Source organism: Luteimonas sp. TWI596, assembly GCF_039674105.1.
In the GTDB taxonomy this organism is placed as follows: Bacteria; Pseudomonadota; Gammaproteobacteria; order Xanthomonadales; family Xanthomonadaceae; genus Luteimonas.
In genome coordinates, this window is record NZ_JBDJMU010000012.1 from 49,984 (window position 1) to 76,208 (window position 26,225).

23 protein-coding genes are annotated in these 26,225 nt (G+C 69.7%); 14 read left to right on the top strand and 9 right to left on the bottom strand.

Going from position 1 to position 26,225, the window contains the following annotated elements; genetic code table 11:
* Window positions 1-152: 152 nt before the first annotated feature.
* Window positions 153-1,499 (bottom strand): chromosomal replication initiator protein DnaA, encoded by a 1,347-nt coding sequence (gene dnaA, locus ABE487_RS10835; protein WP_346442049.1) that lies wholly within the window; start codon window positions 1,497-1,499, stop codon window positions 153-155.
* A 221-nt stretch (window positions 1,500-1,720) separates the two neighbouring features.
* On the opposite strand from dnaA, the gene rpmH reads away from it, so the two are divergent.
* From rpmH to ABE487_RS10860, 5 genes are all read left to right on the top strand, one after another.
* The gene (rpmH, locus tag ABE487_RS10840) at window positions 1,721-1,861 is read left to right on the top strand and encodes a 50S ribosomal protein L34 (protein WP_047138036.1); all 141 of its coding nucleotides are present in this window, start codon (window positions 1,721-1,723) and stop codon (window positions 1,859-1,861) included.
* Window positions 1,862-1,937: 76 nt separating this feature from the next.
* Window positions 1,938-2,354 (top strand): ribonuclease P protein component, encoded by a 417-nt coding sequence (gene rnpA, locus ABE487_RS10845; protein ID WP_346452271.1) that lies wholly within the window; start codon window positions 1,938-1,940, stop codon window positions 2,352-2,354.
* A 13-nt stretch (window positions 2,355-2,367) separates the two neighbouring features.
* Entirely contained in the window at window positions 2,368-4,077 is a 1,710-nt protein-coding gene (gene yidC, locus ABE487_RS10850; protein WP_346442047.1) for a membrane protein insertase YidC, read from the top strand.
* A 103-nt stretch (window positions 4,078-4,180) separates the two neighbouring features.
* Window positions 4,181-5,512, top strand: a complete 1,332-nt coding sequence (mnmE, locus tag ABE487_RS10855; RefSeq protein WP_346452272.1) for a tRNA uridine-5-carboxymethylaminomethyl(34) synthesis GTPase MnmE — start codon at window positions 4,181-4,183, stop codon at window positions 5,510-5,512.
* 190 nt (window positions 5,513-5,702) lie between these two features.
* Window positions 5,703-6,743 carry an energy transducer TonB gene (locus ABE487_RS10860; RefSeq protein WP_346452273.1) on the top strand — a complete coding sequence of 347 codons (1,041 nt, stop codon included), beginning with the start codon at window positions 5,703-5,705 and terminating at the stop codon, window positions 6,741-6,743.
* A gap of 101 nt (window positions 6,744-6,844) precedes the next feature.
* Here the strand turns inward: ABE487_RS10860 and ABE487_RS10865 are convergent, their stop codons facing one another.
* The 7 genes from ABE487_RS10865 to ABE487_RS10895 form a co-directional block, all read right to left on the bottom strand.
* Window positions 6,845-8,029: an ABC transporter permease gene (locus tag ABE487_RS10865; RefSeq protein ID WP_346452274.1), complete on the bottom strand. Its 1,185-nt coding sequence runs from the start codon at window positions 8,027-8,029 to the stop codon at window positions 6,845-6,847.
* Entirely contained in the window at window positions 8,026-8,772 is a 747-nt protein-coding gene (locus ABE487_RS10870) for an ATP-binding cassette domain-containing protein (RefSeq protein ID WP_346452275.1), read from the bottom strand. The genes ABE487_RS10865 and ABE487_RS10870 overlap by 4 nt, the downstream gene beginning before the upstream one ends.
* Window positions 8,773-8,818: 46 nt before the next feature.
* The gene (locus ABE487_RS10875; protein WP_346452276.1) at window positions 8,819-10,345 is read right to left on the bottom strand and encodes an alpha/beta fold hydrolase; all 1,527 of its coding nucleotides are present in this window, start codon (window positions 10,343-10,345) and stop codon (window positions 8,819-8,821) included.
* The gene (locus tag ABE487_RS10880; RefSeq protein ID WP_346442041.1) at window positions 10,342-10,542 is read right to left on the bottom strand and encodes a helix-turn-helix transcriptional regulator; all 201 of its coding nucleotides are present in this window, start codon (window positions 10,540-10,542) and stop codon (window positions 10,342-10,344) included. Before ABE487_RS10880 ends, ABE487_RS10875 begins: the two co-directional genes overlap by 4 nt.
* Window positions 10,543-10,552: 10 nt before the next feature.
* The gene (locus ABE487_RS10885) at window positions 10,553-11,128 is read right to left on the bottom strand and encodes a hypothetical protein (RefSeq protein WP_346447645.1); all 576 of its coding nucleotides are present in this window, start codon (window positions 11,126-11,128) and stop codon (window positions 10,553-10,555) included.
* Between the two features lie 70 nt (window positions 11,129-11,198).
* Window positions 11,199-12,392, bottom strand: a complete 1,194-nt coding sequence (locus tag ABE487_RS10890; protein ID WP_346452277.1) for a site-2 protease family protein — start codon at window positions 12,390-12,392, stop codon at window positions 11,199-11,201.
* A gap of 13 nt (window positions 12,393-12,405) precedes the next feature.
* Window positions 12,406-13,167: a ferredoxin--NADP reductase gene (locus ABE487_RS10895; protein WP_346452278.1), complete on the bottom strand. Its 762-nt coding sequence runs from the start codon at window positions 13,165-13,167 to the stop codon at window positions 12,406-12,408.
* A 137-nt stretch (window positions 13,168-13,304) separates the two neighbouring features.
* Here ABE487_RS10895 and ABE487_RS10900 point away from each other — a divergent pair, with 137 nt between their 5' ends.
* The 8 genes from ABE487_RS10900 to ABE487_RS10935 all read left to right on the top strand — a co-directional run bounded on the left by ABE487_RS10900 (window position 13,305) and on the right by ABE487_RS10935 (window position 22,680).
* On the top strand, window positions 13,305-14,273 hold the full coding sequence (locus tag ABE487_RS10900) for an ABC transporter ATP-binding protein (protein WP_346447643.1): 969 nt from the start codon (window positions 13,305-13,307) through the stop codon (window positions 14,271-14,273).
* Window positions 14,274-14,329: 56 nt separating this feature from the next.
* Window positions 14,330-15,118: an ABC transporter permease gene (locus tag ABE487_RS10905; RefSeq protein ID WP_346442036.1), complete on the top strand. Its 789-nt coding sequence runs from the start codon at window positions 14,330-14,332 to the stop codon at window positions 15,116-15,118.
* A 91-nt stretch (window positions 15,119-15,209) separates the two neighbouring features.
* Window positions 15,210-15,800, top strand: a complete 591-nt coding sequence (locus ABE487_RS10910; RefSeq protein ID WP_346452279.1) for a DUF3800 domain-containing protein — start codon at window positions 15,210-15,212, stop codon at window positions 15,798-15,800.
* 722 nt (window positions 15,801-16,522) lie between these two features.
* A complete protein-coding gene (locus ABE487_RS10915) occupies window positions 16,523-17,194 on the top strand; it encodes an OmpA family protein (protein WP_346452280.1) in 672 nt (223 codons plus the stop codon).
* A 189-nt stretch (window positions 17,195-17,383) separates the two neighbouring features.
* Entirely contained in the window at window positions 17,384-19,774 is a 2,391-nt protein-coding gene (locus ABE487_RS10920) for a TonB-dependent receptor (protein WP_346452281.1), read from the top strand.
* 1 nt (window position 19,775) lies between these two features.
* On the top strand, window positions 19,776-21,083 hold the full coding sequence (locus ABE487_RS10925; protein WP_346452895.1) for an aminotransferase class V-fold PLP-dependent enzyme: 1,308 nt from the start codon (window positions 19,776-19,778) through the stop codon (window positions 21,081-21,083).
* A 67-nt stretch (window positions 21,084-21,150) separates the two neighbouring features.
* Window positions 21,151-22,107: a 2-dehydropantoate 2-reductase gene (panE, locus tag ABE487_RS10930; protein WP_346452396.1), complete on the top strand. Its 957-nt coding sequence runs from the start codon at window positions 21,151-21,153 to the stop codon at window positions 22,105-22,107.
* Between the two features lie 15 nt (window positions 22,108-22,122).
* Entirely contained in the window at window positions 22,123-22,680 is a 558-nt protein-coding gene (locus ABE487_RS10935) for a hypothetical protein (RefSeq protein ID WP_346442034.1), read from the top strand.
* An 18-nt stretch (window positions 22,681-22,698) separates the two neighbouring features.
* Here the strand turns inward: ABE487_RS10935 and ABE487_RS10940 are convergent, their stop codons facing one another.
* Window positions 22,699-25,431, bottom strand: coding sequence for a pitrilysin family protein (locus ABE487_RS10940; protein WP_346452395.1), 2,733 nt, complete (start codon window positions 25,429-25,431; stop codon window positions 22,699-22,701).
* 87 nt (window positions 25,432-25,518) lie between these two features.
* On the opposite strand from ABE487_RS10940, the gene ABE487_RS10945 reads away from it, so the two are divergent.
* Window positions 25,519-26,211, top strand: a complete 693-nt coding sequence (locus ABE487_RS10945) for a pseudouridine synthase (protein ID WP_346452394.1) — start codon at window positions 25,519-25,521, stop codon at window positions 26,209-26,211.
* Window positions 26,212-26,225: the final 14 nt, after the last annotated feature.

Here is a 26,225-nt window from a genome sequence, read left to right on the forward strand (position 1 = left end):
ACTGATTTCAAACGAGATTTTACGCCTTCAAACCCGGTGGACAGTGCCTGTGGAGAAGTGGATCAAGCTGTGGGCAACTTTGCAGGTCCGAAATTATCCACATGCTGTCCACTGCGCGTCCCGGTGTTGTGCAATCCCCGGATTTGCGCAGCTTACTCGCTGAGCTTGCGGATCAGCTTGTCCCAATCCTCGCGCAACTTGCCGTCACTTTCGATCAGGGTGCGGATCTGGCGGCAGGCATGCAGCACCGTCGTGTGGTCGCGCCCGGCAAAGGCCTCGCCGATCTCCGGCAGGCTGTGCTCGGTCAGCTCCTTGGACAGGGCCATCGCCACCTGTCGGGGCCGCGCCAGCGAGCGCGTCCGGCGCTTGGACAGCAGGTCCTTGATCTGCAGTCCGTAGTAGTCGGCGACGACCTTCTGGATGTTGGCGATGCTGATCGCCTGCTGCTGGGCACGCAGCAGGTCGCGCAGCGTCTCGGTCGCGAATTCGACGGTGATCGCACGGCCCATGAAATTCGCACGCGCGGCCAGCGTGTTGAGCGCGCCCTCCAGGTCGCGTACGTTCGAGTGCATCTTCTTGGCCAGCAGGAACGCCACGTCGTCGGGCACCTGGGTGCCGCGTTCGGCGGCCTTGGCCAGCACGATCGCCGCGCGTGTCTCGAAGTCCGGCGGGTCGATCGCCACTGACAGCCCCCACGCCAGCCGCGACTTGAGCCGCGGCTCCAGGCCGTCGACCTCACGCGGATAGCGGTCGCAGGTCATGATGATCTGCTGCTTGCTGTCGAACAGCGTGTTGAAGGTGTGGAAGAACTCTTCCTGGGTGCGGTCCTTGCCGGCGAAGAACTGGATGTCGTCGATCAGCAGCGCGTCGATCTGGCGGAACTGGCGCTTGAACTGGTCCGACGTCTTCTCCTGGATCGAGCGGAAGAACGCGCTGTAGAACTCCTCCGAGCGCAGGTACAGCACGCGCGCGCGGGGGTTCTGCCGGCGCATCTCGTTGCCGGCGGCGAACATCAGGTGGGTCTTGCCCAGGCCGGTGCCGCCGTAGAGCAGCAGCGGATTGTGTGCGCGGTCGCCGGGCTTGAGCGCGGCCTGCCAGGCCGCGGCCCGACCCATCTGGTTGCTGCGGCCTTCGACGAAGTTGTCGAAGGTGTAATGGCTGTCCATGTTGCCGGCGAACGCCTCGATCGGCGCGGCGGGCGTACTGGAGCGGGACTCGCCGAATGCCGCGGGCGCGGCGTGTGGCGGCGGCGGGGCGGCAGCGCGTGGCAGCGACCCGACCTGCAGGCTCACCTCGTCATGGCCGGCGAAATGCGCCAGCAGCTCGCGGATGCGGGGCATGTAGCGCGCCTGCACCTCGTCGCGGACGAACGCATTCGGCGCGTAGAGCACGGTGGCCTGCGCATCGGCCCGGGCCTGCAGCGGCTTGAGCCAGGTGTGGACTTCCTCGGCCGGATACTCGGCTTCGAGGCGTTGGAGGCAGCGGGGCCAGACATCCATAGGGCGCGCAATCGACCAAAAAGTACGGTGCGGCCGTCGCGCAGCCGCGCGACTTCCGGCACCGGGAAAGAGGGCTGGCAGACTACCATGTCGCCGTCGGCACTCGCCCTGCGACGCGGCGGCGCGCCCGTCCCGTGCCGGAGGGCCGACTTGACCGGCCCGGCGGGGCGCCGCTAGAATTTCCGGTTCCTTTTCGTCGCGTTGCCCCAGAAGGCGTCACCATGGCTACCAAGCGCACTTACCAACCCAGCAACCTCAAGCGCAAGCGCGACCACGGCTTCCGTGCCCGCATGGCGACCGCCGACGGCCGCAAGATCCTGGCCCGTCGCCGCGCCAAGGGCCGCAAGGTCCTCTCGGCCTAATCGCCGCCAGGATGCTTCCTGCCGGAACGGTGCGCCGCAACCCGCCGCGCGCCGTTCCGTCCGCCGCGCCATCCCGATGAACGCAGGTGCCCGCTACCCGCGGCACGTGCGCGTTCGCGCGCGTGCCGATTTCGATCGCATCTTCGCCAGCGCGACGCGGACCGCGTCGCCGTTGCTGGCCGTGCATCTGTTGCCCGAGCCCGGCCCAGCCCGTCTCGGACTGGCGGTCTCGCGCAAGGTCGATAAGCGCGCAGTCGGCCGCAACCGCATCAAGCGCGTGCTGCGCGACCAATTCCGCCTCCTCCAGGCGGCGCTCAAGCCCGGCAGTTATGTCGTCGTCGCTCGCCCGCCTGCGGCCGGCGCCGACAACGCCGCGCTGCGCACGGCCTTCGTCTCCGCATTGCGGCGTGCCCGCGCGTTGCCGCTGGACGCCCCGGTCGGCACAATGCCCTCTTCCCCGATTCCATCCACGCCGGCGACGCCCGGCGCATGAGCCTGCCCGCCTGATGAACCAGATCCGTACTTTCCTGATCCTCGCCTGGCTGATGGTTGCCGTGCTGCTCTGGATGGAGTGGGGCAAGGAAAAGGCGGCCGCCGCGCAGCCGGCCCAGACCAGCGCCGCCACCGCCGGCTCGCCGACGGTGCCGACGCCGCAGGCACCAGGTGCCGCCGTCCCCGAAGCACCGGCCGCGACCGCGGCGCCCACCGTCCCGGGTGCGAGCACCGCGCCGGCGACCAGTGCCGCCGCCGCTGCGCGCCGGGTGGTGGTGCAGACCGATGTGCTGCGCGTCGTGCTCGACGGCGGCAACGTGGTCGAGGCCGACCTGCTGGCCTACCCGCAGACCCGGGACGCTGGCAGCCCGCCGGTGCGGATGCTCGACGCCGATCCGCTGCATTACTACGTCGCCCAGGCCGGTTGGGTCAGCGGCAACAACGCCGCGCCCAGTCACGAGGGTGCGTTCGTACCCGAGGGCCAGGCCTCGACCTACACGCTGGCCGACGGCGAAGGCACCTTGGTGGTGCCGTTCGTGTGGACGGGCGCCGACGGCGTCACCATCCGCCGCAACTTCGTGTTCTCACGGGCCGACTACGCGATCGAAGTGCGCGACGAGATCGTCAATGCCGGCAGCGCACCGTGGCAGGGCTTCGCGTATCGCCAGCTGATGCGCACCGCGCCTGCGGTCAAGCGCGGCATGACCAACCCCGAGTCCTACAGCCTGGTCGGTGCGACCTGGTTCGGCAGCGAGATCGGCTACAGCCGCCGCCAGCTCGGCGATTTCGAAAGCGACGGCCCGCTCAACGCGAAGGACACCCAGGTGTGGATCGCGATGGCGCAGCACCACTTCTTCAGCGCCTGGATCCCGCGCGCCGACGATGCGAGCACGATCTCGATGCAGGTCGATCGCAGCACCGGCGCGCCGCGCTACCTGATCCGCGAGCTCGGCCCGCCGATCTCGGTCGCCGCCGGCCAGCAGGCCGCCACCAGCGCCCGGCTGTGGATCGGGCCCAAGCAGGTCGACCTGATCAAGGCGCAGGGCGTGCGCGGCCTGGACCGCGTCGTCGACTACAGCCGCTTCACTCTGTTCGCAATGCTCGGCGAAGGCCTGTTCTGGGTGCTGGCCAAGCTGCACGGCCTGATCGGCAACTGGGGCTGGTCGATCATCGGCCTGGTGCTGCTGGTGAAGCTGGCGCTCTACCCGCTGTCGGTCGCGCAGTACAAGTCGATGGCGAAGATGCGCAAGTTCCAGCCGCGTATCGCTCAGCTCAAGGAACGCTACGGGGACGATAAGCAGAAGTTCCAGATGGCGATGATGGAGCTGTACAAGAAGGAGAAGATCAATCCGATCGGCGGCTGCCTGCCGGTGCTGCTGCAGATGCCGGTGTTCTTCGCCCTGTACTGGGTGCTGCTGGAGTCGGTGGAGCTGCGTCACGCCCCGTGGATGCTGTGGATCCAGGACCTGACCGCACGCGATCCCTACTTCATCCTGCCGGTGCTCAACATCGCGATCATGTGGGCGACGCAGAAGTTGTCGCCGATGGTCGGTGTCGATCCCATGCAGCAGAAGATCATGCAGCTGATGCCGCTGATCTTCGGCGTGATCATGATCTTCTTCCCCTCGGGCCTGGTGCTGTACTGGGTCACCAACGGCGGCCTGGGCCTGTTGCAGCAGTGGTGGATGATCAAGCGCTACAGCGAAGCACCGGCCAAGGCCTGAGCAGATAGCAGAACCGGGGTCAGAGTGGAGTGTCTTCGCAGATGTCCACGTGGCCCCGGGGGCTTCGAACAGCCACTCTGACCCCGGTTTTGAGGAGGCGTGGATGCAGCCGACCGACACCATTGCTGCGATCGCCACGCCGACCGGTGCAGGGGGCGTGGGCATCGTGCGGTTGTCGGGCCCGCGTGCGGTCGAGATCGCGCGCGCGTTGTGCGGCCGGGAGTTGCGGTCGCGCCACGCGCATCACGTCCGCTTGCGTGACCAGGATGGCGAGACGCTAGACGATGGCATCGCCATCGCGTTCGCCGGCCCTGCCAGCTACACGGGCGAGGACGTCGTGGAGTTGCAGGGTCACGGCAGTCCGGTCGTGCTGCAGCAGCTGCTTGCACGGTGCCGCGCGCTCGGCGCTCGGCTCGCGCGGCCGGGGGAGTTCAGCGAACGCGCCTTCCTCAACGGCCGGCTCGACCTCACCCAGGCCGAGGCCGTTGCCGACCTGATCGCTGCCGGCGATGCGCGCGCCGCACGTGCTGCGCGCCGCGCGCTCGATGGGGCGTTCTCGACGCGTTGCGATGCCCTGGCCGCCGAACTGTTGCACCTGCGCGTGCACGTCGAGGCGATGATCGATTTCTCCGACGAGCCGATCGATGCGCTCGGCGGCGACGTGGTGGCTGAGCGGCTCGATGCGCTCGCCGCGTCGCTGGAGGCCTTGCTTGCGGAAGCCGAGCAGGGACGCCGGTTGCGCGATGGCGTGCATGCGGTGATCGTCGGCCCGCCCAACGCCGGCAAAAGCTCGCTGCTCAATGCACTGGCCGGCAGCGAGCGTGCGATCGTCACCGAGATCGCCGGCACCACGCGCGATCTGTTGCACGAGACGGTGCGCATCGCCGGCGCCGAGCTGACCCTGGTCGACACCGCGGGTCTGCGCGAGGCTGGGGATGCGATCGAGCGCGAGGGTATCCGCCGCGCCCGCGCCGAGTTGCGCCGCGCGGACTTGGCGATCGTCGTGCTGGATGCACGCGATCCGGACAAAGGCCTGAGCGCGGTGGCCGGCGACATCGCCGATGTGCCGGCGCGATTGGTCGTGCACAACAAGGTCGACCTGCTCGAAGACGCCGCCGCCGTGGACGATGACGTGCTGCGTGTCTCCGCGCACACGGGTGCGGGCCTGGATGCGCTGCGCGACGCGCTGGCGATTCAGGGCGCCGGACCCGCCGCCGGCGAAGGCGCATTCACCGCCCGGCAACGCCACGTCGATGCCCTGCGCGTCGCCGCCGATGCGGTGGACGATGCGCGCGCGACGCTGCAGGCGCAGACCCTGGAACTGACGGCCGAAGCGCTGCGCGTCGCCCACGATGCAGTCGGCGAGATCACCGGCCGGGTGCTGCCCGATGACCTGCTGGGGCACATCTTCTCGAGTTTCTGCATTGGCAAGTAGGCGGGTGCGGCAGCGGACATGCCCAATGAAAACGCGTATGTTCGGTGAACACGCTGCGAACGCGCCTACAATCGTAGCCCGCACGCGTGGCTGCGCGGTTGACAAATCGTCTGCGCTGCCGCGTGCTACGCACTTTGAAGAACAGGCACCCTGGGGAACGATGATGGTCTCGAATCGATCGACGCCCGCAGTGTCGTCGCGGACCGGGCTGGCCGCGGCGTTGTGCGTGGCGCTGGGATTGGCCGCCTGCGGCGGCCGGGACGATGCGCCCGAGCCCGAAGCGACACCGGCCGAGACCGCGGACGTGAGCCGCCAGGCGGCCGACCAGGCCGCTCGCCAGCAACGCGCGGCCGACGATGCACTCGCTGCGCTCTCGGCCGACGATCTGCGCAAGGCGGCCAGCCAGGCCTACCAGGACAGCCGGCTGTACTTCCCGCCCGGCGAGAACGCGATGGAGTACTACCTGGCGCTGCGCGACAAGACCCAGGGCGACGCCGCGGCGACCAGCGCGCTGATCGATCTGCTGCCGATCACCGTGATCGCGACCGAGCAGAACCGTGACCGCGGCGATTTCGCCGAGGCCCGCCGGCTGCTGGGCCTGATCGAACGTGCGGACGCCACCCATCCGGCGCTCGGCCGGTTGCGTACCAGCATCGCCACCGCCGAAGAGGCGGCCGTGCATCGGCAGCGCGGCGCCGCGCAGGAGGCCGAGCGCCAGCAGCAGATCGCGCGCGAGCGTGCCGAGCAGCAGCGCGAGCAACAGGTCTCGGCGGCGCAGCAGCTACCTGGACCGCCACCGGCCGACACCGCCGGCGCGCGCAGCGCACCGACGTCCGCACCGACGCCGGCGCCCGCGCAGACGACCCCGCGTCCAGCGCAGGACACGCCGCGCCCGACACCCGCACGTCCGGCGCCGGCGCCGACCCCGGCCACCGAAGCGCCGCCCGCCGAGACGCCGCCGGCCCCGGCCCCGGTCCAGCTGCGCCCGTTGAGCACGCCGGCCCCGCGTTATCCCCCCGACGCGCTGCGTGCGGGCATCAGCGGCGAAGTCCAGGTCGAGTTCACCGTGGCCGTGGACGGTTCGGTCAGCAGCGCGCGCATCGTGCGTGCCGACCCGCCCCGCGCCTTCGATCGCGAGGCGTTGTCGGCCGTGCGACGCTGGCGCTTCGAGCCGGTGCCGGCGCCGGTCACCACGCGGCGCACGATCGGGTTTTCTCCGACCGCCAACTGACGCGAGCGCCCCACCGGCGCATGGCTCGTGCGGACGTCGGGCCTCCGCGCGAGACGGCGCTTGGGCCACGCATGACGCACGCGACCCATGCCGGCACGAACTCAGCCCGAGATCGCGAGCCGCTCCTGGCGGTAGCGCCACACCGCCAGTCCCCAGAACACCGCCACCAGCGCGAGGCTCGCGAGCAGGTACACCGCCCAGATCTGCGGTGCGATCGGTTCGGCGCGGATGATCTTGAGCAGCAGCTGGTTCTGCGCCAGGAACGGCACCGCGAACTGCCACAGCTCGGTCTTGATCGGATTGACGATCAGCACGAACGTCGGGACCATCGGCAGCAGCATTAGCCAGACGATGTGGCTCTGCGCTTCCTTCATGCTCTTGGCCGCGGCCGCGAGGAAGGTCAGCAGCGAGGTCCCGATGAAGAGCATCGGCAGCAGCACCAACAGCATCTTGCCGATCGCCGCCAGTCGCACATCGAGCATGCGGGTCATGCCGGTGCCGATCTGGGCGCTGAGCTTGAAGGCCAGCAACGTGAGCAGCAACGACAGCAGGCCGATCGCGCAGGCGGCCAGCATCTTGCCGCTGACGATCGCACTGCGTGCGGCGGGCGTGGCCAACAGCGGCTCGATCGACTGGCGTTCGCGTTCGCCGGCGGTTGCGTCGATGATCAGATACGAGCCACCGATGAAGCTCGACAGGATCAACAGATACGGCAGCAGCGCCGCGAGCAGGACGCCGCGTTTGGCCTCTTCGCTGGCCATATCGCGCGTGCCAACCGCGATCGGCTGCACCACCGACGGGTCGATGCCGCGCGCGAGCAGGCGCAACGCGCCGACCTGCTGCCCGTAGCTCGCGATCGCCACGCGTACACGCGTGGCCGGCGTCTGCGCATTGCGCTGGGTGCTGTCGCTGATGACCTCGACCGTCGCCGGGCGCCCGGCCTGCCAATCCTCGGCGAACGAGGCCGGGATCTCGATCGCAACGTCGACGTCCTGCCGGGCGATGGCCGCATCGAGATCATCCGGCGCATCGACCGCGACGATGCCCATTGTCGCCAGATGCGCGACCAGGTTCGGCGCATGCGCCGCGCCGAGCACCGGGACCTCCAGGATGCGGTCCTGTTCGGTCTTGGCGCGCTTTTCCATCATCACGTTCATGCCGGTCATCAGCACCGGATACAGCAGAGGGCCGAGCAGCAGCGCCATGAACAGCGTGCGCCGGTCGCGCCCGATGTCGAGCAGCTCCTTGCGCATCACGCACCACACCCATCGCAGTGCGCCGCTCATGCCAGCAGCCCCTCTTCCGAGCCGATCGCACGCACGAACGCGTCCTCGAGGTTCTGCGTGCCGTAGCGCGCGCGCAGTTCATCGGAGGTACCGGCGGCGACCACCCGTCCCTTGGCGATGATGACGATGCGGTCGCACAGCGCGGCGACCTCTTGCATGATGTGGCTGGAGAAGATCACGCAGCGGCCCTCGTCGCGCAGTTTGAACAGGAATTCGCGCATCGCGCGGGTGGTCATCACATCCAGGCCGTTGGTCGGCTCGTCGAGGATGACGTTGCGCGGGTCGTGCACCAGCGCGCGCGCGATCGCGGTCTTGGTGCGCTGGCCCTGGCTGAAGCCGTCGGTCTGGCGGTCGAGGATCTCGCCCATGTCCAGCTGGTCGCTCAGCGCCTGCGTGCGCGCGGCGATCTGGTCGGGCGTCATGCCGTGCAACTGGCCGAAGTAGTGGATGTTCTCGCGTGCGGTCAGCCGCTTGTACACACCGCGCGCGTCGGGCAGCACGCCAAGCACGCGTCGCACCGCCGCCGGGTCGCGGCTCGCATCGAGGCCGTCCACCAACACCTGGCCGCGGTCGGGCTTCATCAGCGTGTAGAGCATGCGCAGCGTCGTGGTCTTGCCGGCGCCGTTGGGCCCGAGCAGGCCGGTGATACGGCCGTCCTCGGCGACGAAGTCCACGCCGTCGACCGCCTGGACCGTGCCGGTCTTGGTCTTGAACGCCTTGTGCAGTTGCTGGGCGGTGATCATCGGCGGAGCTCCGGAAGAAAGAGGGACATCGCAAGGCGCGGCGCGGTCACGGCGACCACCCGTTGAAACTGGTGAATGGCGGCACCGGACGCATCGCGTCCAGGCACTTGGCGTCGAGCGCCTTCGCATCGGTGGATTCGATGAACTGCGCGAGCAGCTTGGGCGCGCAGCCGAGCGCGAACGTGCCGTGGCCCTGGCCCTTGAACACCAGATGGCGTCCGTTCGGCAGGCCGGCCAGCACGCGCTCGGCGTAGGCGGGCGGCGTCACCGGATCGAGTTCGCCCGACATCAGCAGGGCCGGCACATCGGATTGCAGCGCGGCGGTGTGGTTCGCCGGCGGCGCACCCGTCGGCCAGGTGCGGCACGCGCCGAAGAACATGCGCGCGACACCGGGGCCCAGGATCGTGTCGGCGACGCGACCGTCCTCGCGGTAACGGCCTGCGTCTTCGGCGCAGATCACCGACCACTGCATGCCGCGCGTCATCTGACCGTCGACGTTGCTGTACATCAGTTGCGACAGCGACATCAGCGGTCCGTAGCGGCCCTGCGCCGCTTCGTCGAGGATCAACGGCAGCAGCGACGCGGTCTGCGGCGCGTACGAGAACAGGAACGCAAGGTCGGTCACCGTGTCCGGCGTGACCACGCCATCGCGCTGCGCGCCGGTGGTCGGGTCGCGATAGGTCACCGGGGCCGGCGTCGTGCGCAGCGTCGACAGCACCCCACGCAGCTGCGCCTGCAGATCGGTGGGAAAGCGCGTGCGGCACTCGGCGTCCTGCGCGCATTGCTTGGACTGCAGCGCCAGCGCATCCTCGAAGGTATGCGCGAACTCGCCGCCGACGACCAGATCGTTCGGCGCCACGCCGTCGAGCACGATGCTGCGCGTGTGCTGCGGATAGGCCATCGCGTACTGCTGTGCGACGCGGGTCCCGTAGGAGCCGCCGATGAGGTTGACCTGTTCGGCACCGAGCGCGGCGCGCACGGTGTCCAGGTCGACGATCGCATTGGCCGTCGTGTAGAAGCGCGGATCGGCGCGGCCGTCGAGGCCGGCCAGGCATCGGCCGACATAGGCGTCGAGCGCGGCGTCGTCGGGTGCGGCCAGCGCATCGAGTTCCATCGCCTTGCCGTCGGCATCGGTGCAGGTCAGCGGGTTCGACTTGCCGGTACCGCGCTGGTCGACCAGCACGATGTCGCGCTGGCGGCGCACTTCGCGCAGGCCGGCGTTGATCTGCGCGGCGAGTTCGGTCGCGGCCTGGCCCGGGCCGCCGGCGAGGAAGAACACCGGATCGGCGGTGCCGCCGTCCTTCGCATCGGCCGGCAGCCAGGCGATGTTGAGCGCGATGCGCCGGCCGTCGGGCGCGCCGGGATTCTCGGGGACCTCGTAGGTCGCGCACTGCGCCTCGACCCGGGTCGCCGCGTTGCCCGCGTCCAGCGTGCAGGCGTGGAACGGGATCTGCCCGAACATCCGCGTCGGCCGGGCGGCCTCGCCGGTTGCCGGTGCCGGCGCACTCCCACTGCAGCCGGCGAGCCCGATGCCCGCGGCCAGCGCCAGCGCGGAAAGCGTTGATGTCCTCATGGAACGTCCTCGAACAGGAAAATGGATTCGATGGGCTCGGCGAACTCGCGTGCGATCCGGAACGCCAGCGGCAGGCTGGGGTCGTACTTTTCCGTCTCGATCGCGTTGATCGTCTGCCTCGACACCTGCAGACGTTCGCCCAGCTGTGCTTGTGACCAGCCCCTTGCCTCGCGCAGTGCCCGCACCCGGCTCTTCATGGCGGGCCCCTTACCGGTACCGCCGCGCGACGACCGATTTCGCGATGCCGTACAGGCCGCACACCAGGGGGAACACCCACAGCATCGCGGCGCTCGCTGGCACGTCGATGACCTGGGCCGCCTGCAGGAACCCGCCGGTCATGTAGCCGAAGGACACCAGCGCGGCGGCGATGCAGATCGCCTCGAGCTCGATGCGCTGCTGCAGCTCGTCGACGCCGCGGATGAAGCGCACCATCGCGCGCAACAACAACGCGATCGGTGCGGCTGGCAGCAGCGCGATCAGCGCCCGCAGCGCCGGCGCCTCCACGGTGCGCAGCAGCAGCAACGAGGCGAACAGCAACGCCATATAGCTGACCATCCCGATCGTCATGTCGCGGGTGTAGCGGCGCTGCAGGGCGGGCGGCGCGTTCACGCAGTCGCTCGCGCCGTGCCGCACGGCGACTGCACCGATCGCGATCGCCGACAGCAGGATCAGCGCGGGGGCCCAGGCCGGGACGGCGGGCAGCAGCAGGCGCAATGCGATCGCCGCGGTCATCAGCATCGCGGCGACGGTCAGCAGGAACTGGTGGCGGAAGCAACGGGTCATGGCGGCCTGCGTTGTCAAGTGTACTTGACAGTGAGCATGCGGCCGCACCGCGCCGGATGTCAAGCGCGCTTTACACCTCGGACCGAAGCGCCTGGGCGAGGGCCTCAAGCCGGTCGTCGAAAACCTTCCGGCTTGCCGCGTCCGGAATCCGCTCGGCCAGCGCGCGCGCATCTGCCAGGTGCGTCGTCAGCGCGCCCGCATCGCCGTCCAGTCGCGCGAGCTCCGCATCCAGCCAGGCCCGGTAGGGCGAAAGGTCCAGCAGCCCGCCGTCGCAGCGTAGGCGCCACGCCGCTAGCAAGGCCCGGTCGCCGACCAGCAGCGCGGCATGGCTGGCCAGGGTGACGGCGATGGGGCCTCGCGACACCGCGGGCGCAGAGGCGAATGCGGCCGTCAACGCGACGGCATCGGTCTGGGCGGCCCCGGCATCGCGTCGGTCGATCGCATGTGAGAGCCGCAGCATCCGTCCGCTCAGCGCCAGGCCGTCGCTGGCGAGCGACGCCGACAGCACAGGAATTGCGGCCTCGGGCCAGTCGCGCGGCCGCACGCCGGCCAGGCTCAGGGCCATCAGCTGGCTGATCTGCAGGTGCAGCGCGGCATCGGGTGTCCGGCGCAGCAGGTCCAGCAGCACCCGGCCATCCAGGCGCCAGCCCGAGAGCTGCAACGGCAGCAGGTTGCCCAGGCCCAGCAGCGCGGCGGCGATGGCGCTGCCGATGCAGGCGGCCGCCAGGTGCACCGGCAGCGGCAGCCACCGCGCACAGGCCAACAACAGCACAGCGGTGAGGAGATTGGCCATCGGACCGCCGAGCAGGAACACGGCCTGGTCGAGGCGCGACAGCCCGCGCGTGCCCTGGGGCAGGAGCGCCGCGAACCCGCCGATGCCGTGCAAACGTCCGCCCCGCCGCCAACGCCAGCGCGTGCCGCGCCGCTCGCACCGGAACGGCCCGACGCCGAACGCGATCGCGCGCATGCCGCGCGACAGCCCGGCGACGGCATGTCCGGCCTCGTGGAGCACGACGTGCGGCCAGATCGACAGCACGAAGCCCAGCAGCAGCGCGGTCAGTGCACCGGGCGGCAATGCGTCGAGCAGCGGAATGCCGATCATCGCCGCGCCCACGCCGACCACGGCGCCGCCGATCGCCCCGCCCAGCGTCGGCAGCAGGCGGCGCAGCCCGGTGCGCGACGATGCCGGCGCATCGGGCGGCGGCATCAGCGCCGCGACGTCCGCCTCATGCGGCATCGACGATCGGGCGTTGGTTGCAGACACGATGATGTCCGCCCTACTTGCTGCTGACGTACTTCTCGCGCCGGATCCGCGGCACCGGCAAGCCGAAGCCCTTCAGTGCCTCGAATGCCGCGTCGACCATGTCCGGGTTGCCGCACAGGTAGGCGATGTCGTCTGCGTCGGGCGCGAACTCGCCGACGAACTGCTGCACATAGCCATGGCGCACGTCGGCGTGCGCGTGCGCATCCCCGGGCGCCGGCAGCTCGCGCGAGAAACACGGCACGAAGCGGAACTGCGGGTGCGCCTGCGCGAAGGCGCGAAAATCGTCGCCGTACAGCAGCTCGGCCGGCGTGCGTGCGCCCAGCAACAGCACGACCTCCACGCCGCGTTCGGCGATCGCCCGTTCCAGCAGCGGCAGCATCGACCGATACGGGGTCACGCCGGTGCCGGTGCCGATCAACAGGTAGCGGCGGTTGCTGTCGTGCGGCAGCAGGCAGAACCGGCCGAACGGACCGCTGGCCTGGACGTGGTCGCCGAGCGCCAGGCCTTCGAACAGCGCCGTCGCGGCGCCGCCGGGCACGTAGCTGACCGCGATCTCCACCGCCTCGCCCGGTCCCATCGCATGGTCGTGGATCGTTGCCAGCGAGTACGAGCGCTTGGTCGGCGTGCCGTCGGCGTAGGTGAAGTGCACCTGGATGAACTGGCCGGGCACGAAATCCAGCGGCTGGCCGTCGTCGCGCATGAACGACAGATGGGCGACGGTCGGCGCGATCATGCGCCGGCCGGTGAGCTTGAGTGGGAAGTGCTGGATGGCCACGGGTCAACCGGATCGTAAGCGGAACGGACGCGCGTCCGCGCAACGCTGCATCGCGGGGCCGGCTGCGACCGGGCGCCTATACTAGCGTTTTCCGCCCAGGCCTCCCCCCGGCCGCCGGCATCGGACCCCTCGCACCCATGACTCCAAGCCGCCCCCTGCCGGCCGATGCGCCGGCGCTGTCCGTCCGTGAGCTGCGCAAGACCTACGCCGGTGGCGTGGAGGCGCTCAAGGGCATCTCGCTCGACGTCGCGCCCGGCGATTTCCATGCCCTGCTCGGCCCCAACGGCGCGGGCAAGAGCACGCTGATCGGCATCGTCTCCTCGCTGGTCAACATGAGTGCGGGCAGCGTCGAGGTGTTCGGCGTGGACATCGTCCGCCACCGCGACCAGGCCATGCGCCTGATCGGCCTGGTGCCGCAGGAAATCAACTTCAATCTGTTCGAAAAGCCCTTCGACATCCTGGTCAACTACGCCGGCTTCTACGGGGTCTCGCGCCGCGAGGCCGCCGAGCGGGCCGAGGCCGAGCTGCGCGCCGCGCAGTTGTGGGACAAGGCCCACGTCATGAGCCGCACGCTGTCGGGCGGCATGAAGCGGCGGCTGATGATCGCCCGCGCAATGATGACCCGACCCCGACTGCTGATCCTCGACGAACCGACGGCCGGTGTGGACATCGAGATCCGCCGCGGCATGTGGCGCAGCCTGCGCGACATCAACGCGGCAGGGACGACGATCATCCTGACCACGCACTACCTCGAGGAAGCCGAGTCGCTGTGCCGCAACCTGGCGATCATCGACCACGGCCGCATCGTCGAGCAGGGGCCGATCCGCGCCCTGCTCGCCCAGCTCGACGTCGAGGGCTTCATGTTCGATATCGACGGCGCGCTGCCCGACGCATTGCCGGCGATCGACGGCGTGACGATCACGGCGCCCGACGCGCACACGCTCGACATCGACATGCCGCGCGCGATGGATCTCAACCGGGTGTTCGCCGCGCTCGATGCGGCCGGGCTGCGCGTGCGCTCGATGCGGACCAAGTCCAACCGCCTGGAAGAACTGTTCGTGCGGCTGACCGCACGCGATTCCGGATCGGGGCATCAGGCGTCGTAGACGCCGGTCGCGCACAGCGAGCCTCCCGCCCGCCCCTCTTTCCACAGACGCCGAGCATGCACACAGAACCCACCACGACTGCCCGCAACCTGACCGCCCTGGGCACCATCGCCCGGCGCGAGATCGTGCGCATCCTGCGGATCTGGGCCCAGACCCTGGTGCCGCCGGCGATCACGATGACGTTGTACTTCCTGATCTTCGGCGGCCTGATCGGCGCGCGCATCGGCGACATGGGCGGCGTGTCCTACATGGACTTCATCGTGCCCGGCCTGGTGATGATGAGCGTCATCCAGAACAGCTACGGCAACATCTCCTCGAGCTTCTTCGGCGCGAAGTTCGGCCGTCATGTCGAGGAACTGCTGGTCAGCCCGATGCCCGGCTGGGTCGTGCTCGGCGGCTACGTCATGGGCGCGGTCGCGCGTGGGGTGGCGGTCGGCGTGATCGTGCTCGGCATCGCGATGCTGTTCACCACGGTGCGCATCCCGCATCCGCTGGTGACGCTGAGCACGGTGCTGCTGGGCGCCACGATCTTCTCGCTGGCCGGCTTCATCAACGCGGTCTACGCCAAGAAGTTCGACGATGTCGCGATCGTGCCGACCTTCATCCTGACCCCGCTGACGTACCTGGGCGGCGTGTTCTATTCGGTCAAGCTGCTGCCCGGCTGGGCCGAGGCCGCGACCCACGCCAACCCGATCTTCTACATGGTCAACGCGTTCCGCTATGGCCTGCTGGGCACCTCGGACATTCCACTGTCCATCGCCTATGCGCTGATGTTCGGCTTCGTGGTCGTACTGACCGTGATCGCGCTGACCCTGCTCAAGCGCGGGGTCGGCCTGCGCAGCTGATGTCGAGCTTCAGCGATTACCTCGTGTTCGTCGACGAAAGCGACCATGGCATGGCCAACATTGATCCGGCCTATCCGCTGTTCGTGCTCTCGTGTTGTCTGATCAGCAAACACGACGACATGACGAGCGCGAGATCCGGCGCGATATCGGTCCATTCGCGATCCTGCGCGATCCCGATCGAAAGCGCGCGTTTCTGGAGGCGCTGACAGACGCATTGGCGGCGACGCCAATGGCCGTTTTCGCAGCCGTCATCGACAAGCGGCGCCTGCAGAACCGCGAACGCGATGAGAATCCCTACGAAGTGTTCTTGCGGTTCTGCCTGGAGAGGATCTATTACCGACTCCGTCGGCAAGGGCAGACAGGGGATGCGCATCAATGGCTGACCGCGCATGTACTTTGCGAGTCGCGCGGAAACAATGAAGACAGGGATCTGGAGCTGTCCTTCAGGCGCATCTGTTCGGGCGACAACTACGGCGGGCAATCCATTCCGTTCGAACCCGTCATTTGCCACAAGCGAAGCAACTCGATTGGCCTGCAACTGGCTGACCTTGTGGCCAGGCCCATCGGTATGCACCAGCGCAAGCCAGAACAACCTAATCGAGCGTGGAATGTCATCCGTGAAAAGCTCGATCACGATTCGCAAGGACGCTACATGGGATATGGATTGAAATGCTTTCCTTGAAAAACAAAAGGCCCCGGCGTTTCCGCCAGAGCCCAATGCCGACCGAGAATCCCCGATCCGCCGAGAATACTATCTCTTCCGTTTGACCTCGTCCAGTTCCTGGGCTGAATCGGAGAAGACCGGAACGCGCACGCCCTTCCTGGGTACTCGCGGCACCCAAGCGACTTCGGCGGCCGGCTCGTCCGGGTCGTGTCGACATCCGACTTCCTCATAGACGTGGCGTGCGCGGGGCAGCGGACGAGCGAGGGTCTGCGCCTGTTCGGGGGGGGGCGCGTCGCCGATCGATGCTAGGGTTCCGCCCATCGACGGATGGCGGGAGATCAGGGAATGTCCAGACCAAATCGCGCGCTCGCGGCGTGCATCGCCGTATTAATCGCAGGATGTGCGCAGGAACCTGCAGCACCGACGAACGACCCGGGCAGCGCGGCGCCGGTGGATCAACTCGAACCGGCCGCCGTCGGTGTTCCAGCCAGCCGCGACGCCCACGCCGTCGCACCTGCGAACGAGGACGAAGTGCCCGGCGCTGCAGGGTTCGACATCGCGGCGTTGCCGTTGTCGACCCAGCCATTGGGGCAATTTCCGTTCTTCTCGATCCCCGAAGGCTACAGCGCGCCGCCCAGCCACACCCGCAGCGTGGATTTCGGCGAAGCCGCGTTCTGGAACGGTCATGATCTGACACGCGTCGAGGGCCGTGTCTACGCGGCCGGCATCCGGCTGCCGCGATGCGCGGACAGAAGGACTTCTCGGATCTCGAAGTGGTGCGCAACCTGCAGCAGGTGGTCACCGCGGCGGGCGGCGTGGAAATCTCGTCCGGCGAAACGCCCTCGGAACTCGGCGATGCGTTCGCCGCTGCGATGCGTGCCTACCCGCGCGAATCCAAGTGCTACCACAACTCGTCGCAGCAGGTGTTCGTGCTGCGCCGCGAGGACGGCAACGTCTGGGTGCGCACCTGCCGCGGCCATACGCACGCGGGCCTGATCGTCGTGCAGGAGAAAGGGCTGCAGTTGACCTCGACGCTGCTGCCAGCGAGCGAGCTGGAACAGGCGCTGGCCGACGAGGGGCGGGTCGCGTTACAGGTGCACTTCGCGACCGATCGCGCCGAAATCCTGCCCGATTCGGCGCCGCAGATCGACCAGATCATCGCGCTGCTGCAGGCCGACGCGAAGCTCGCTCTATCGGTCGAGGGCCATACGGACGACACCGGCGATCCTGCCCGCAACCGAGCGTTGTCCGAAGCGCGCGCCCGGTCGGTCGTCACGGCAATCGAAGCAGCCGGCATTGCCGCCGATCGTCTCGATGCCGTGGGCCATGGCGACGAACGTCCCGTCGCCGACAACACTACGGAGGACGGCCGCGCGGCCAACCGTCGGGTCGAGCTGGTCAGACGACCGTAGCCACGGGCGGGCGGCGCCGCTGCAGCCGGGCTTGTATGCGGGCGCGTGTCGTGCCCGTACCGCAGACCTGAGAGTCGATGACGGCGCGCGCGAGTGGTGGCTGTCATCGGCGCGTCAACCGCAGCGCCGATCATGCCGCGCTGCGGTGCAGGGATGCGGTCCGCGCTCCCTCTCCCAAGCCGCCGAGCCATGACACCAGCCAACCTTGCACGCGCGATCGCACTGTCGACCGCGTTCGTTTCCCTCTCCGCTTCCGCCGCGCCTGCGACTGACGCCGCATTGTCTGAGCCCATGACGTCGGCGCTCGACGCGGTCATCGTCACCGGCACGCGCGGCTCCGCCCGCACCCAGTTCGACACGATGGCGCCGATCGACGTGTTCAGCGCCGAGGACGTGCGCAGCGTCGAGTCGAGCGACGTCAACGACATCCTCGCCCAGCTGGTGCCCTCGTTCGTGGTCCAGCGCATGCCGATGGCCGACGGCCTGGTGTTCGTGCGCCCGGCCACGCTGCGCGCGCTCTCGCCCGACCACACCCTGGTGCTGGTCAACGGGCGTCGCTTCCACCGCTCCGCGCTGCTCGGCGCCCGCGGCGCGCAGGGTCCGGACCTGTCGCAGATCCCTGCCGCGGCGATCAAGCGCATCGAGGTGCTGCGCGACGGCGCTGCCGCCCAGTACGGCTCGGACGCGATCGCCGGCGTGATCAACATCATCCTCGATGACAGCGTCGGCGGCCATTTCGGGCTCGACGTCTCCGAGTACAGCGCAGGTGACGGCGCCGCGTGGGGCGGCGAGTTCGGCTACGGCTTCGAACTGGCCGACGGCGGCGCGTTCCGGGTGTTCCTCGCGCACAGCGAATCGAAGCCGACCTCGCGCTCGCGCCAGCGCCCCGACGCGATCGCGTTCCAGGACGCCCATCCCGACCTCGACGTGCCGGATCCGGTGCAGCGCTGGGGCCAGCCCGAGCTCGCCAGCACGCGCATGGGTTTCAACCTCGACCGCCCGCTCGGCGAGTACGGCGGCCTCTATGCGTTCGGCCTGTACGGCAATACCGACGGCGTGAGCGACTTCAACTGGCGCAACCCCGACACCAACGGCGAGCTCTACCGGCGTACCGACGTCTTCCCGGGCTTCGACCTGCGCGACCTCTACCCGGTGGGGTTCTCCCCGCAGTACGGCAACGCGTCGGAGGACATGCACCTGCTGGCCGGCGTGCGCGGCGTGCTCGGCGAGGCGCTGGACTGGGACGTCAGCGCCTCGCACGGCGTGAGCAGCATCGACTACACGCTCGACAATTCGTTCAACGGCTCGCTCGGGCCCGACAGCCCCACCCGGTTCTACCTCGGCAATCTCGAGCAGCAGGAGACCAACCTCAACCTCGACCTCGTCTATGCGTGGCAGACGGCCGCGCTGGATGCGCCGATCAACGTCGCGTTCGGCGCCGAGCACCGCAAGGAGACCTACGCGGTCGACCAGGGCGATCCGGCCTCGTGGGCGGTCGGTCCCGGCGCGGTCGCAGGGCTCGCGCCCAACGCCAGCGGCGCGCCCGGCTTCAGCCCGGCGCAGGCCGGCAGCTGGGACCAGACCAGCCAGGCGGCTTATCTCGACATCGAGGTGCCGCTGGGCGCGCGCGTCGCGCTCGGCGGCGCGCTGCGCTACGAGGACTTCTCCGAGTTCGGCGACACACTCGACGGCAAGCTGTCGGCGCGCTGGGAGATCGCGCCGGGCCTGGCGCTGCGCGGCGCCTGGTCGACCGGCTTCCGCGCGCCGACGCCCGGCCAGCTGTTCTCCACGTCCACGACCCAGGGCCTGGATACGACCACGCTGCTGGTGTTCAACACCGGCCGGCTCTCGCCCGACGATCCGGTCGCACGCGCGCTGGGCGCGCAGCCGCTGCGCCCCGAGGAGTCAGAATCGGCAACGCTCGGCCTGGCCTGGCAGGGTCCGGCGGGGTTCTCCGGCTCGCTCGACGTCTACCGCATCGCGGTCGACGACCGCTTCAGCATCTCGGCCAACCGCGCCGTGCCCGCGGACGTGCCCAACCCGATGCGCTACACCTCGATCAACTGGTTCGCCAACGATTTCGACACCGTCACCAAGGGCGTCGACCTGGTCGCGCACCATCGCAGCCAGGCCCGGTTCGGCGATCTGGGCCTCACGCTGGCCTGGAACCACAACCGCACCGAGGTCGCCGACGGCAGCACCGGCGTGGCGACCAACCCCGACCAGAAGCGGATCTTCGAAGAGCGCCTGCCGCGCAACAAGGGCAGCTTCACGGCGACGCTCGGCCAGCAGCGCTGGGACTGGATGGCGCGGGCGCGCTACTACGGCACCTGGACCGATTCGAGCGGCAATGCCGCCGGCGAGGTGTTCCAGACCTTCGGCGACATGCTGATGTTCGACCTGACCGCGACCTGGAAGGCGACCGACGCGCTGTCGCTGCGGATCGGCGCCGACAACCTGTTCGACCGCTACCCGGACGAGGCGACGTTCCAGGCCAGCCGCGGCCTGGTCTACTCGCGCAACGCGCCCTACGACACCGACGGGCGCAACGTCTACGCCCAGCTTCGGCTGCGGTTCTGACATGGCCGACTGCACCCGCCGCGGCCTGCTGCGCGCCGCCACGCTCGCGCCGCTGGCCGCGGCGCTGCCCGCCGTGGCCGCCGCCGCGGCCGCTCCGGACGTGCCGGTCGCGCCCGCGGGCGTGGATCCCGACGCGCTCGCGCGCGACGAGGCGTACTGGGCGCGCGTCGCCGCGCTCCACGACGTCGCCCGCGATCCGGTGCCGCTGGAGAACGGCTACTGGGGAGTGATGGCCGCGCCCGTGCAGGCCGCGTACCTGCGCCATCAGCAGCGCGTGAACCGCGAGGGCCCGGCGTTCGCGCGTCGCGCCTTCCCGGCACTGCACCGCGCCGCGCTCGACAGCGCCGCGGACGCGCTGGGCGTCGGCCGCGACGAGCTGGCGCTGACCCGCAATGCCACCGAGGCGCTGCAGGCGCTGATCGGCGGCTACCGGCGACTGCGCCCCGGGGACGCGGTGCTGTGCGCCGACGTCGACTACGACAGCATGCGCGACGCGATGCGCTGGCTGCGCCAGCGCCGGGGCGTCGACGTGATCGAGATCGCGCTGCCCGCACCGGCGACGCGGCAGGGCATCCTCGATGCCTACGCGCAGGCGATCGCCCGCCATCCGCGGCTGCGCATGATGCTGCTGACCCAGGTCAGCCATCGCCACGGCCTGCGCCTGCCGGTTGCCGAGCTGTGCGCCATGGCCCGCATGCGCGGCATCGACGTGATCCTCGACGCCGCGCACGGCGTCGGCCAGTTGGACGTGCGCATCGCCGACGAGGGCGCGGACTTCGTCGGCGTCAATTTCCACAAGTGGCTGGGCGCGCCGGTCGGCGTCGGCGGCCTGTACATCCGGCGCGGCCGCACCGACGACGTCGATCCGTACATGGGCCAGGCCGATCCGCACGGCGCGACCGCCGCGCGCGTGCATACCGGCACCGTGAACTTCGCCGCGGTGATGGCCCTGCCCGACGCGCTCGCCGTGCACGCGCGCATCGGCGCGGCGCGCAAGCAGGCGCGCCTGCGCCACCTGTCGGCGCGCTGGCTCGCGGTCGCGCGCGACACCGGCGCGTTCGAGGTGCTGGCGTCCGAGGACCCCGCGCTGTGCAGCGCGATCGCCTCGCTGCGCCTGCGCGGCCGTCCCGGTCTCGACGACAACCACGCGCTCGCCGGCCGCCTGCTCGACGACTTCGGCCTGCACACGGTGATGCGCGACGGCCTGGCCTCGGGCGCCTGCGTGCGCATCACGCCCGCGGTGTTCACGCGCCCGGACGAGATCGACCGGCTCGGCGAGGCGCTGCGCGCGATCGCCGCGACGGCCTGAGCGGTCGCGCCGGCACGCACGCGGGCACTAAGCTTGCGGCGGTGCCCGTTTCCTCCTGGAGCCTTCCATGCGCATTCTCGTCCTCGGTGCCGGTGGCACCGGCGGCTACTTCGGCGGCCGGCTGGCCCAGGCCGACGTCGACGTCACGTTCCTGGTGCGCCCTGCGCGCGCGGCGCAGCTCGCGCGCGAGGGCCTGCGCCTGCGCAGCCCGCTCGGCGATGCCGATCTCGCGGTCGCGCACGTCACCGCCGACGCGCTGGCGGCGCTCGCTGCGACGCAGCCGTTCGATCTGATCATCCTCAGCTGCAAGGCCTACGACCTCGATGCCGCGATCGACGCGATCGCACCGGCCGTCGGGGCCGACACGACGGTGATGCCGATCCTCAACGGGCTGCAGCACTACGCCGCGCTCGATGCGCGCTTCGGTGCGGACGCGGTGCTCGGCGGCTTGTGTTTCATCAGCGCGGTGAAGGGCGCCGATGGTGAGGTCGTGCATCTGCCCTCGCCACCGTCGCTGACGTTCGGCGAGCGCGACCCGGCCCGCAACGGCAGCGCGCGCACCCAGGCGTTTGCCGACACGTGCGCGCGCGCCGAAGGCTTCGAGGCCGTGCGCAGCGACGACTTCCTGCAGGCGGCGTGGAACAAGTTCAGCTTCCTCACCGCGATGGCGGCGGCAACGTGCCTGATGCGCGCCAGCATCGGCCGGATCGTGGCCAGCGACGAGGGCGCCGCCTTCATGGCCGCGCTGCACGATGAGTGCCTTGCGGTCGCCGCCGCGCAGGGCCAGGCGATTCCGGGGCAACCCGCCGAGCAGGCCCGGTCGCTGCTGACCCGCGCCGGCTCTGCGGCCACTGCGTCGATGCTGCGCGATCTCGAATCGGGCCAGGACGTCGAAGCGGCGCAGATCGTCGGCGACATGCTGGCGCGGGCGAAGGCGGCGGAGATCGCGGCACCGATGCTGCAGGCCGCCTGGGTGCACCTGCAGTGCTATCGCAGCCGCCGCCAGACCCCGGACACCCCGTGATGTGCGATCGCAGCCGTGCAGTCAGCCTGCCACACCCGCTCTGCTAGGCTCGAGCTCTACCCGATCATGGAGATCACCCGGATGCGGACACTGCGTGTACGACTTCCCCTTGGCCTAGCCATCGCTGGCGCGCTCGCACTCGCTGCCTGCGGCGACCGACAGGCCGACGGCGCGCCCGCGCAGACCGCGCCAGTCGAAGACACCCACACGGTGCCCTCGGAGGCCGCGGCCGCACAGCTCGAAGACGGCAGTGCCCCGGTCGAAGCGCCGCTGACCGGCGATGCCGCGACGACGATGCTGACTCAGCTCGCCGGTCTCGGCGGTGCGATGCACGCGGCGGTCGAACTGTGCGACCCGAGCATCCCGGCGGAGCAACTGGCGCAGGCCAGGGCGCGACAGCAGCAGGAGTTCGTGAAGATGGGCGGCGACGCGGCGATGTTCGACCGCGAGTTCGCATCCGCGCACGACAAGGTGCGCGCGCAGTACGACACGGCGACGCCGGCGCAGCAACAGCAGATGTGCGCCGAGCTCGAGTCGATGGCGTCCTCGGCGCCGGCGCCGGCGACCGAATAGCCGGGACGCTGCGCGGGCTCAAGGTCCCGCGGCAGGCGCGTCCAGATCGCCGGCGACGACGGTTGTGGTCGCGTCGGGATCCAGATGCCGCGCCATTGCCGCGCGTACGGCCTCGGCGTCGAGCGCGCGCAGCGCGTCCTCGAACGCGGCCGAGTAGGCCATGTCGCGTTCCAGGTAGAGATTGTCGTTGAGCGTGCCGGCCAGTTGCGCATCGCTGGCTCGTGCCGTGCGGCGCGACAGCAGCAGGCCGTCACGGGTCTGCGCAAGCTCGGTCTCGTCGATGCCCTCGGCGAGCAGCCGACGCAGTTCTTCGTCGAAAGCCTGCGCGACCTTGGCGATGTTCTCCGGCGCGGCAATCGCCTGCGCCGAGAACGTGCCGACCGTGTCGAACGCACTGGCGCCAAAGCTCGAACTGACCCCGTAGCTCAAGCCGTCGCGCTGGCGGATACGGTCGGCCAGCCGCGACTTCATGCCACCGCTGCCGAACAAGTGATTGCCCAGATACAACGCCGGATAGTCGGGGTGATCCTGGCCCAAGCGCAGCGCCTGCTGCGCCAGGAACACCGCGTTCGGCCGGTCGGGCGTGACCACGCGCAGTTGCGCGGCTGGCTGCGCCGCATACGGTGTGGGAATGCGCACGAACGGGGTGGCCGGGCGCCAGTCGCCGAACAGCGCTTCGAGTTGCGCACGCACCGCCTCGGCATCGACATCGCCGACGATCGCGATCGTCGTGCCCGGCCCCATGCCGTAGAACGCGCGGTGGAACGCGACCGCATCATCGCGCGTCGTCGCCTCGAGTCCGGCAATGCGCTGCTCGAAGGTACGTGCGTGAAACGGATGGCCGGGCGGAAAGATGTCGAAATGCCGCGCCATCGCCTGGTTCGCCACCGCACCCGGTTCGCTCATGCTGCCCTGGATGCCGGTGATCCGCTGGGTGCGCAGTTGCGCGAATTCGTCCTGCGGGAATGTCGGCTGCTTCAGCACGGTCGCGATCAGATCGAGCAGCCCCGCGATATGCGCGCGGTCGCTCGAGGCCGCGACGCTGACCGTGGTCGCGCCGCCGCTCGCACCCAGTGTCGAGCGCAGCGCGGTGAGCCGGCGCGAGATCGCCGCGCGGTCGAGATCGCCCGCGCCGCGCATCAGCATCGCGCCGGCCAGCATCGCTGCGTCGATGCGCCCGTCCAGCGTCTGTTCGCTGCCCAGGCGCAGTGTCATGCGCAACTGCACCGCCTGTCCACGGGTCGCCTTGTCGAGCACCGCCAGCCTGGCCCCGTTGGACAGCGTCCAGGTCCGCGTGCGCGCGTCGATGGTCTCGGGCGTCGGATCGAAGGCCTCTCCGGCCGCGAGCGCGGGCCGGCCGACGAAACCGGCCAACAGCGTCGCCGCGTCCGGGGCCTCGGGCATCTCGATGCGCTCGGGAGCGTCGGTCGGCACGAAGTGCGCCGTCGTGCGGTTGTCGCGGCGCAGGTAGGCGCGCGCGACCCGCTGCACGTCGGCCGCGGTCACCGCCTCCAGCTGATCGCGTGACTGCAGCAACAACCGCCAGTCGCCCTGCGCGATCGCGTCCGACAGCGCAATGCCGACCGCGTTGGGGTCGCGCAATGCGCGTTCAAAGCCGGCCAGCAGACGCGTTCGCGCCTCGTCGACCTCGTCGTCGGTGAACGCCGTCTTCTGTTCGAGCACCGCGAGCGGCCGCGCCTGCAGTGCATCGAGGTCGCTGCCCGCCGGCGCCTCGACGACCACGCTCAGATACCCCGGCTCGTCCAGGCGGTAGCCCGTGGCCGAGACCGAGGTCGCCAGGCCCGGTTCGACCAGGGCGCGGTGCAGCCGGCCGCTGGGCGCATGCCCGAGTATCTGCGCCAGGACCGTCAGTGCGCCGGCATCGGGATGGCGGCCGGCGGGAATGTGATAGCCCGCGGCCAGGTACGGGGTGCGACCGACGCGCCGCACGACGACGTGGCGTTCGCCATCCTGCGCCGGCTCGCGCGTGTAGGTGCGCGGCAGTGCGGTCGCCGGCCGCGGCAGCGCGCCGAAGTGCGCGGCCACCCGCGCCAGCGCGTGCGCCGGATCGAAATCGCCGGCGATCACCACCACCGCGTTGTCGGGCCGGTACCAGGTGCGATAGAACGCCTGCAGCCGTTCGATCGGCATGCCCTCGATGTCGCTGCGCGCGCCGATCGTCGGATTCCCGTAGTTGTGCCAGTCGTAGGCCGCCGACATCAGCCGCTGCACCAGCACCCGGACCGGGTTGTTCTCGCCGGCCTCCAGTTCGTTGCGGACCACGGTCATCTCGCTGTCGAGATCCGCGCGCGCAATGCGCGAGGTCACCATGCGGTCTGCCTCCATGCCCAGCAGCCAGTCGAGCGTGACCGGATCGCTGGAGAAGCTGGCGAAGTAGTTGGTGCGGTCGAACCAGGTCGTGCCGTTGAAGCGGATGCCGCGCTGCTTCATCTCGCCGGGGATGTCGGGATGTGTCGGCGTGCCCTTGAACAGCAGGTGCTCGAGCAGGTGCGCCATGCCCGTCTCGCCGTAGCCCTCGTGGCGCGAGCCCACGCGATAGGTCACGTTGACCGTGGTCACCGGCTTGCCGGGGTCGGGAAACAGCACCAGCCGCAGGCCGTTGTCGAAGCGGTACTCGGTGATGCCTTCGGCGCTGTGCACCGGCGCGTCGAGCTGCGGCGCCGCGATGGCCGGTGCGATGCCTGCGCACAGCAGCAGCGCGAACAGGCAGACACGAAGGCGGCGACGCATGCGGTTTCCCTTCGGACAAGTCGATCGCCGAAAATAGCAGATCGCATCCGCGCGCCTGGATGCCCCACGACGCCCGGAGCGCGAGGAATGACGATCGATGTGCGGTATGCGGACGACTGGCTGGCGGTGGTCGACAAGCCCGCCGGTCTGATGGTCCACGACAGCGCGCTCGCGCGCGGCGAGCACGATTTTCTCGCCGACCGACTGCGTCTGCAGTTTGGCCGGCCGTTGTTCCTGGTCCATCGACTCGACCGCGCCACCAGTGGCTGCCTGTTGCTGGCCTTCGATCGCGAGACCGCCTCGGCGCTGGGCACGCAATGGATGGCGCGCAGCGTCGACAAGCACTACCTGGCCGTGTGCCGCGGCTGGCCCGACGCCGCGCTGGAGGTCGACCACCCGCTCGATGGCGGCCCCGGCAAACCGTTGAAGAAGCCCGCGGTCACGCGCTTCACGCGGCTGGCGACCACCGAACTGGCGCTGCCGTCGGCGGGCTTTGCGACCTCGCGCTACGCCCTGCTGCGCGCCGAGCCGATGACCGGCCGCTTCCGGCAGATCCGCCGCCACCTCAAGCACCTCTCGCATCATCTGATCGGCGACACCAGCCACGGCGACGGGCGCCACAACCGCCATTTCCGCACACTCGGCATCCACCGCATGCTGCTGCACGCCGAGCGTCTGCGCTTCACCCATCCGCACACCGGACAGCGTATGGACATCGCCGCGCCGCCCGGCGATGCATTCGCCAAGGCCTTGCTGCTGTTTCCCGGTCCACCGGCATGACGGGCTGTTGTCCC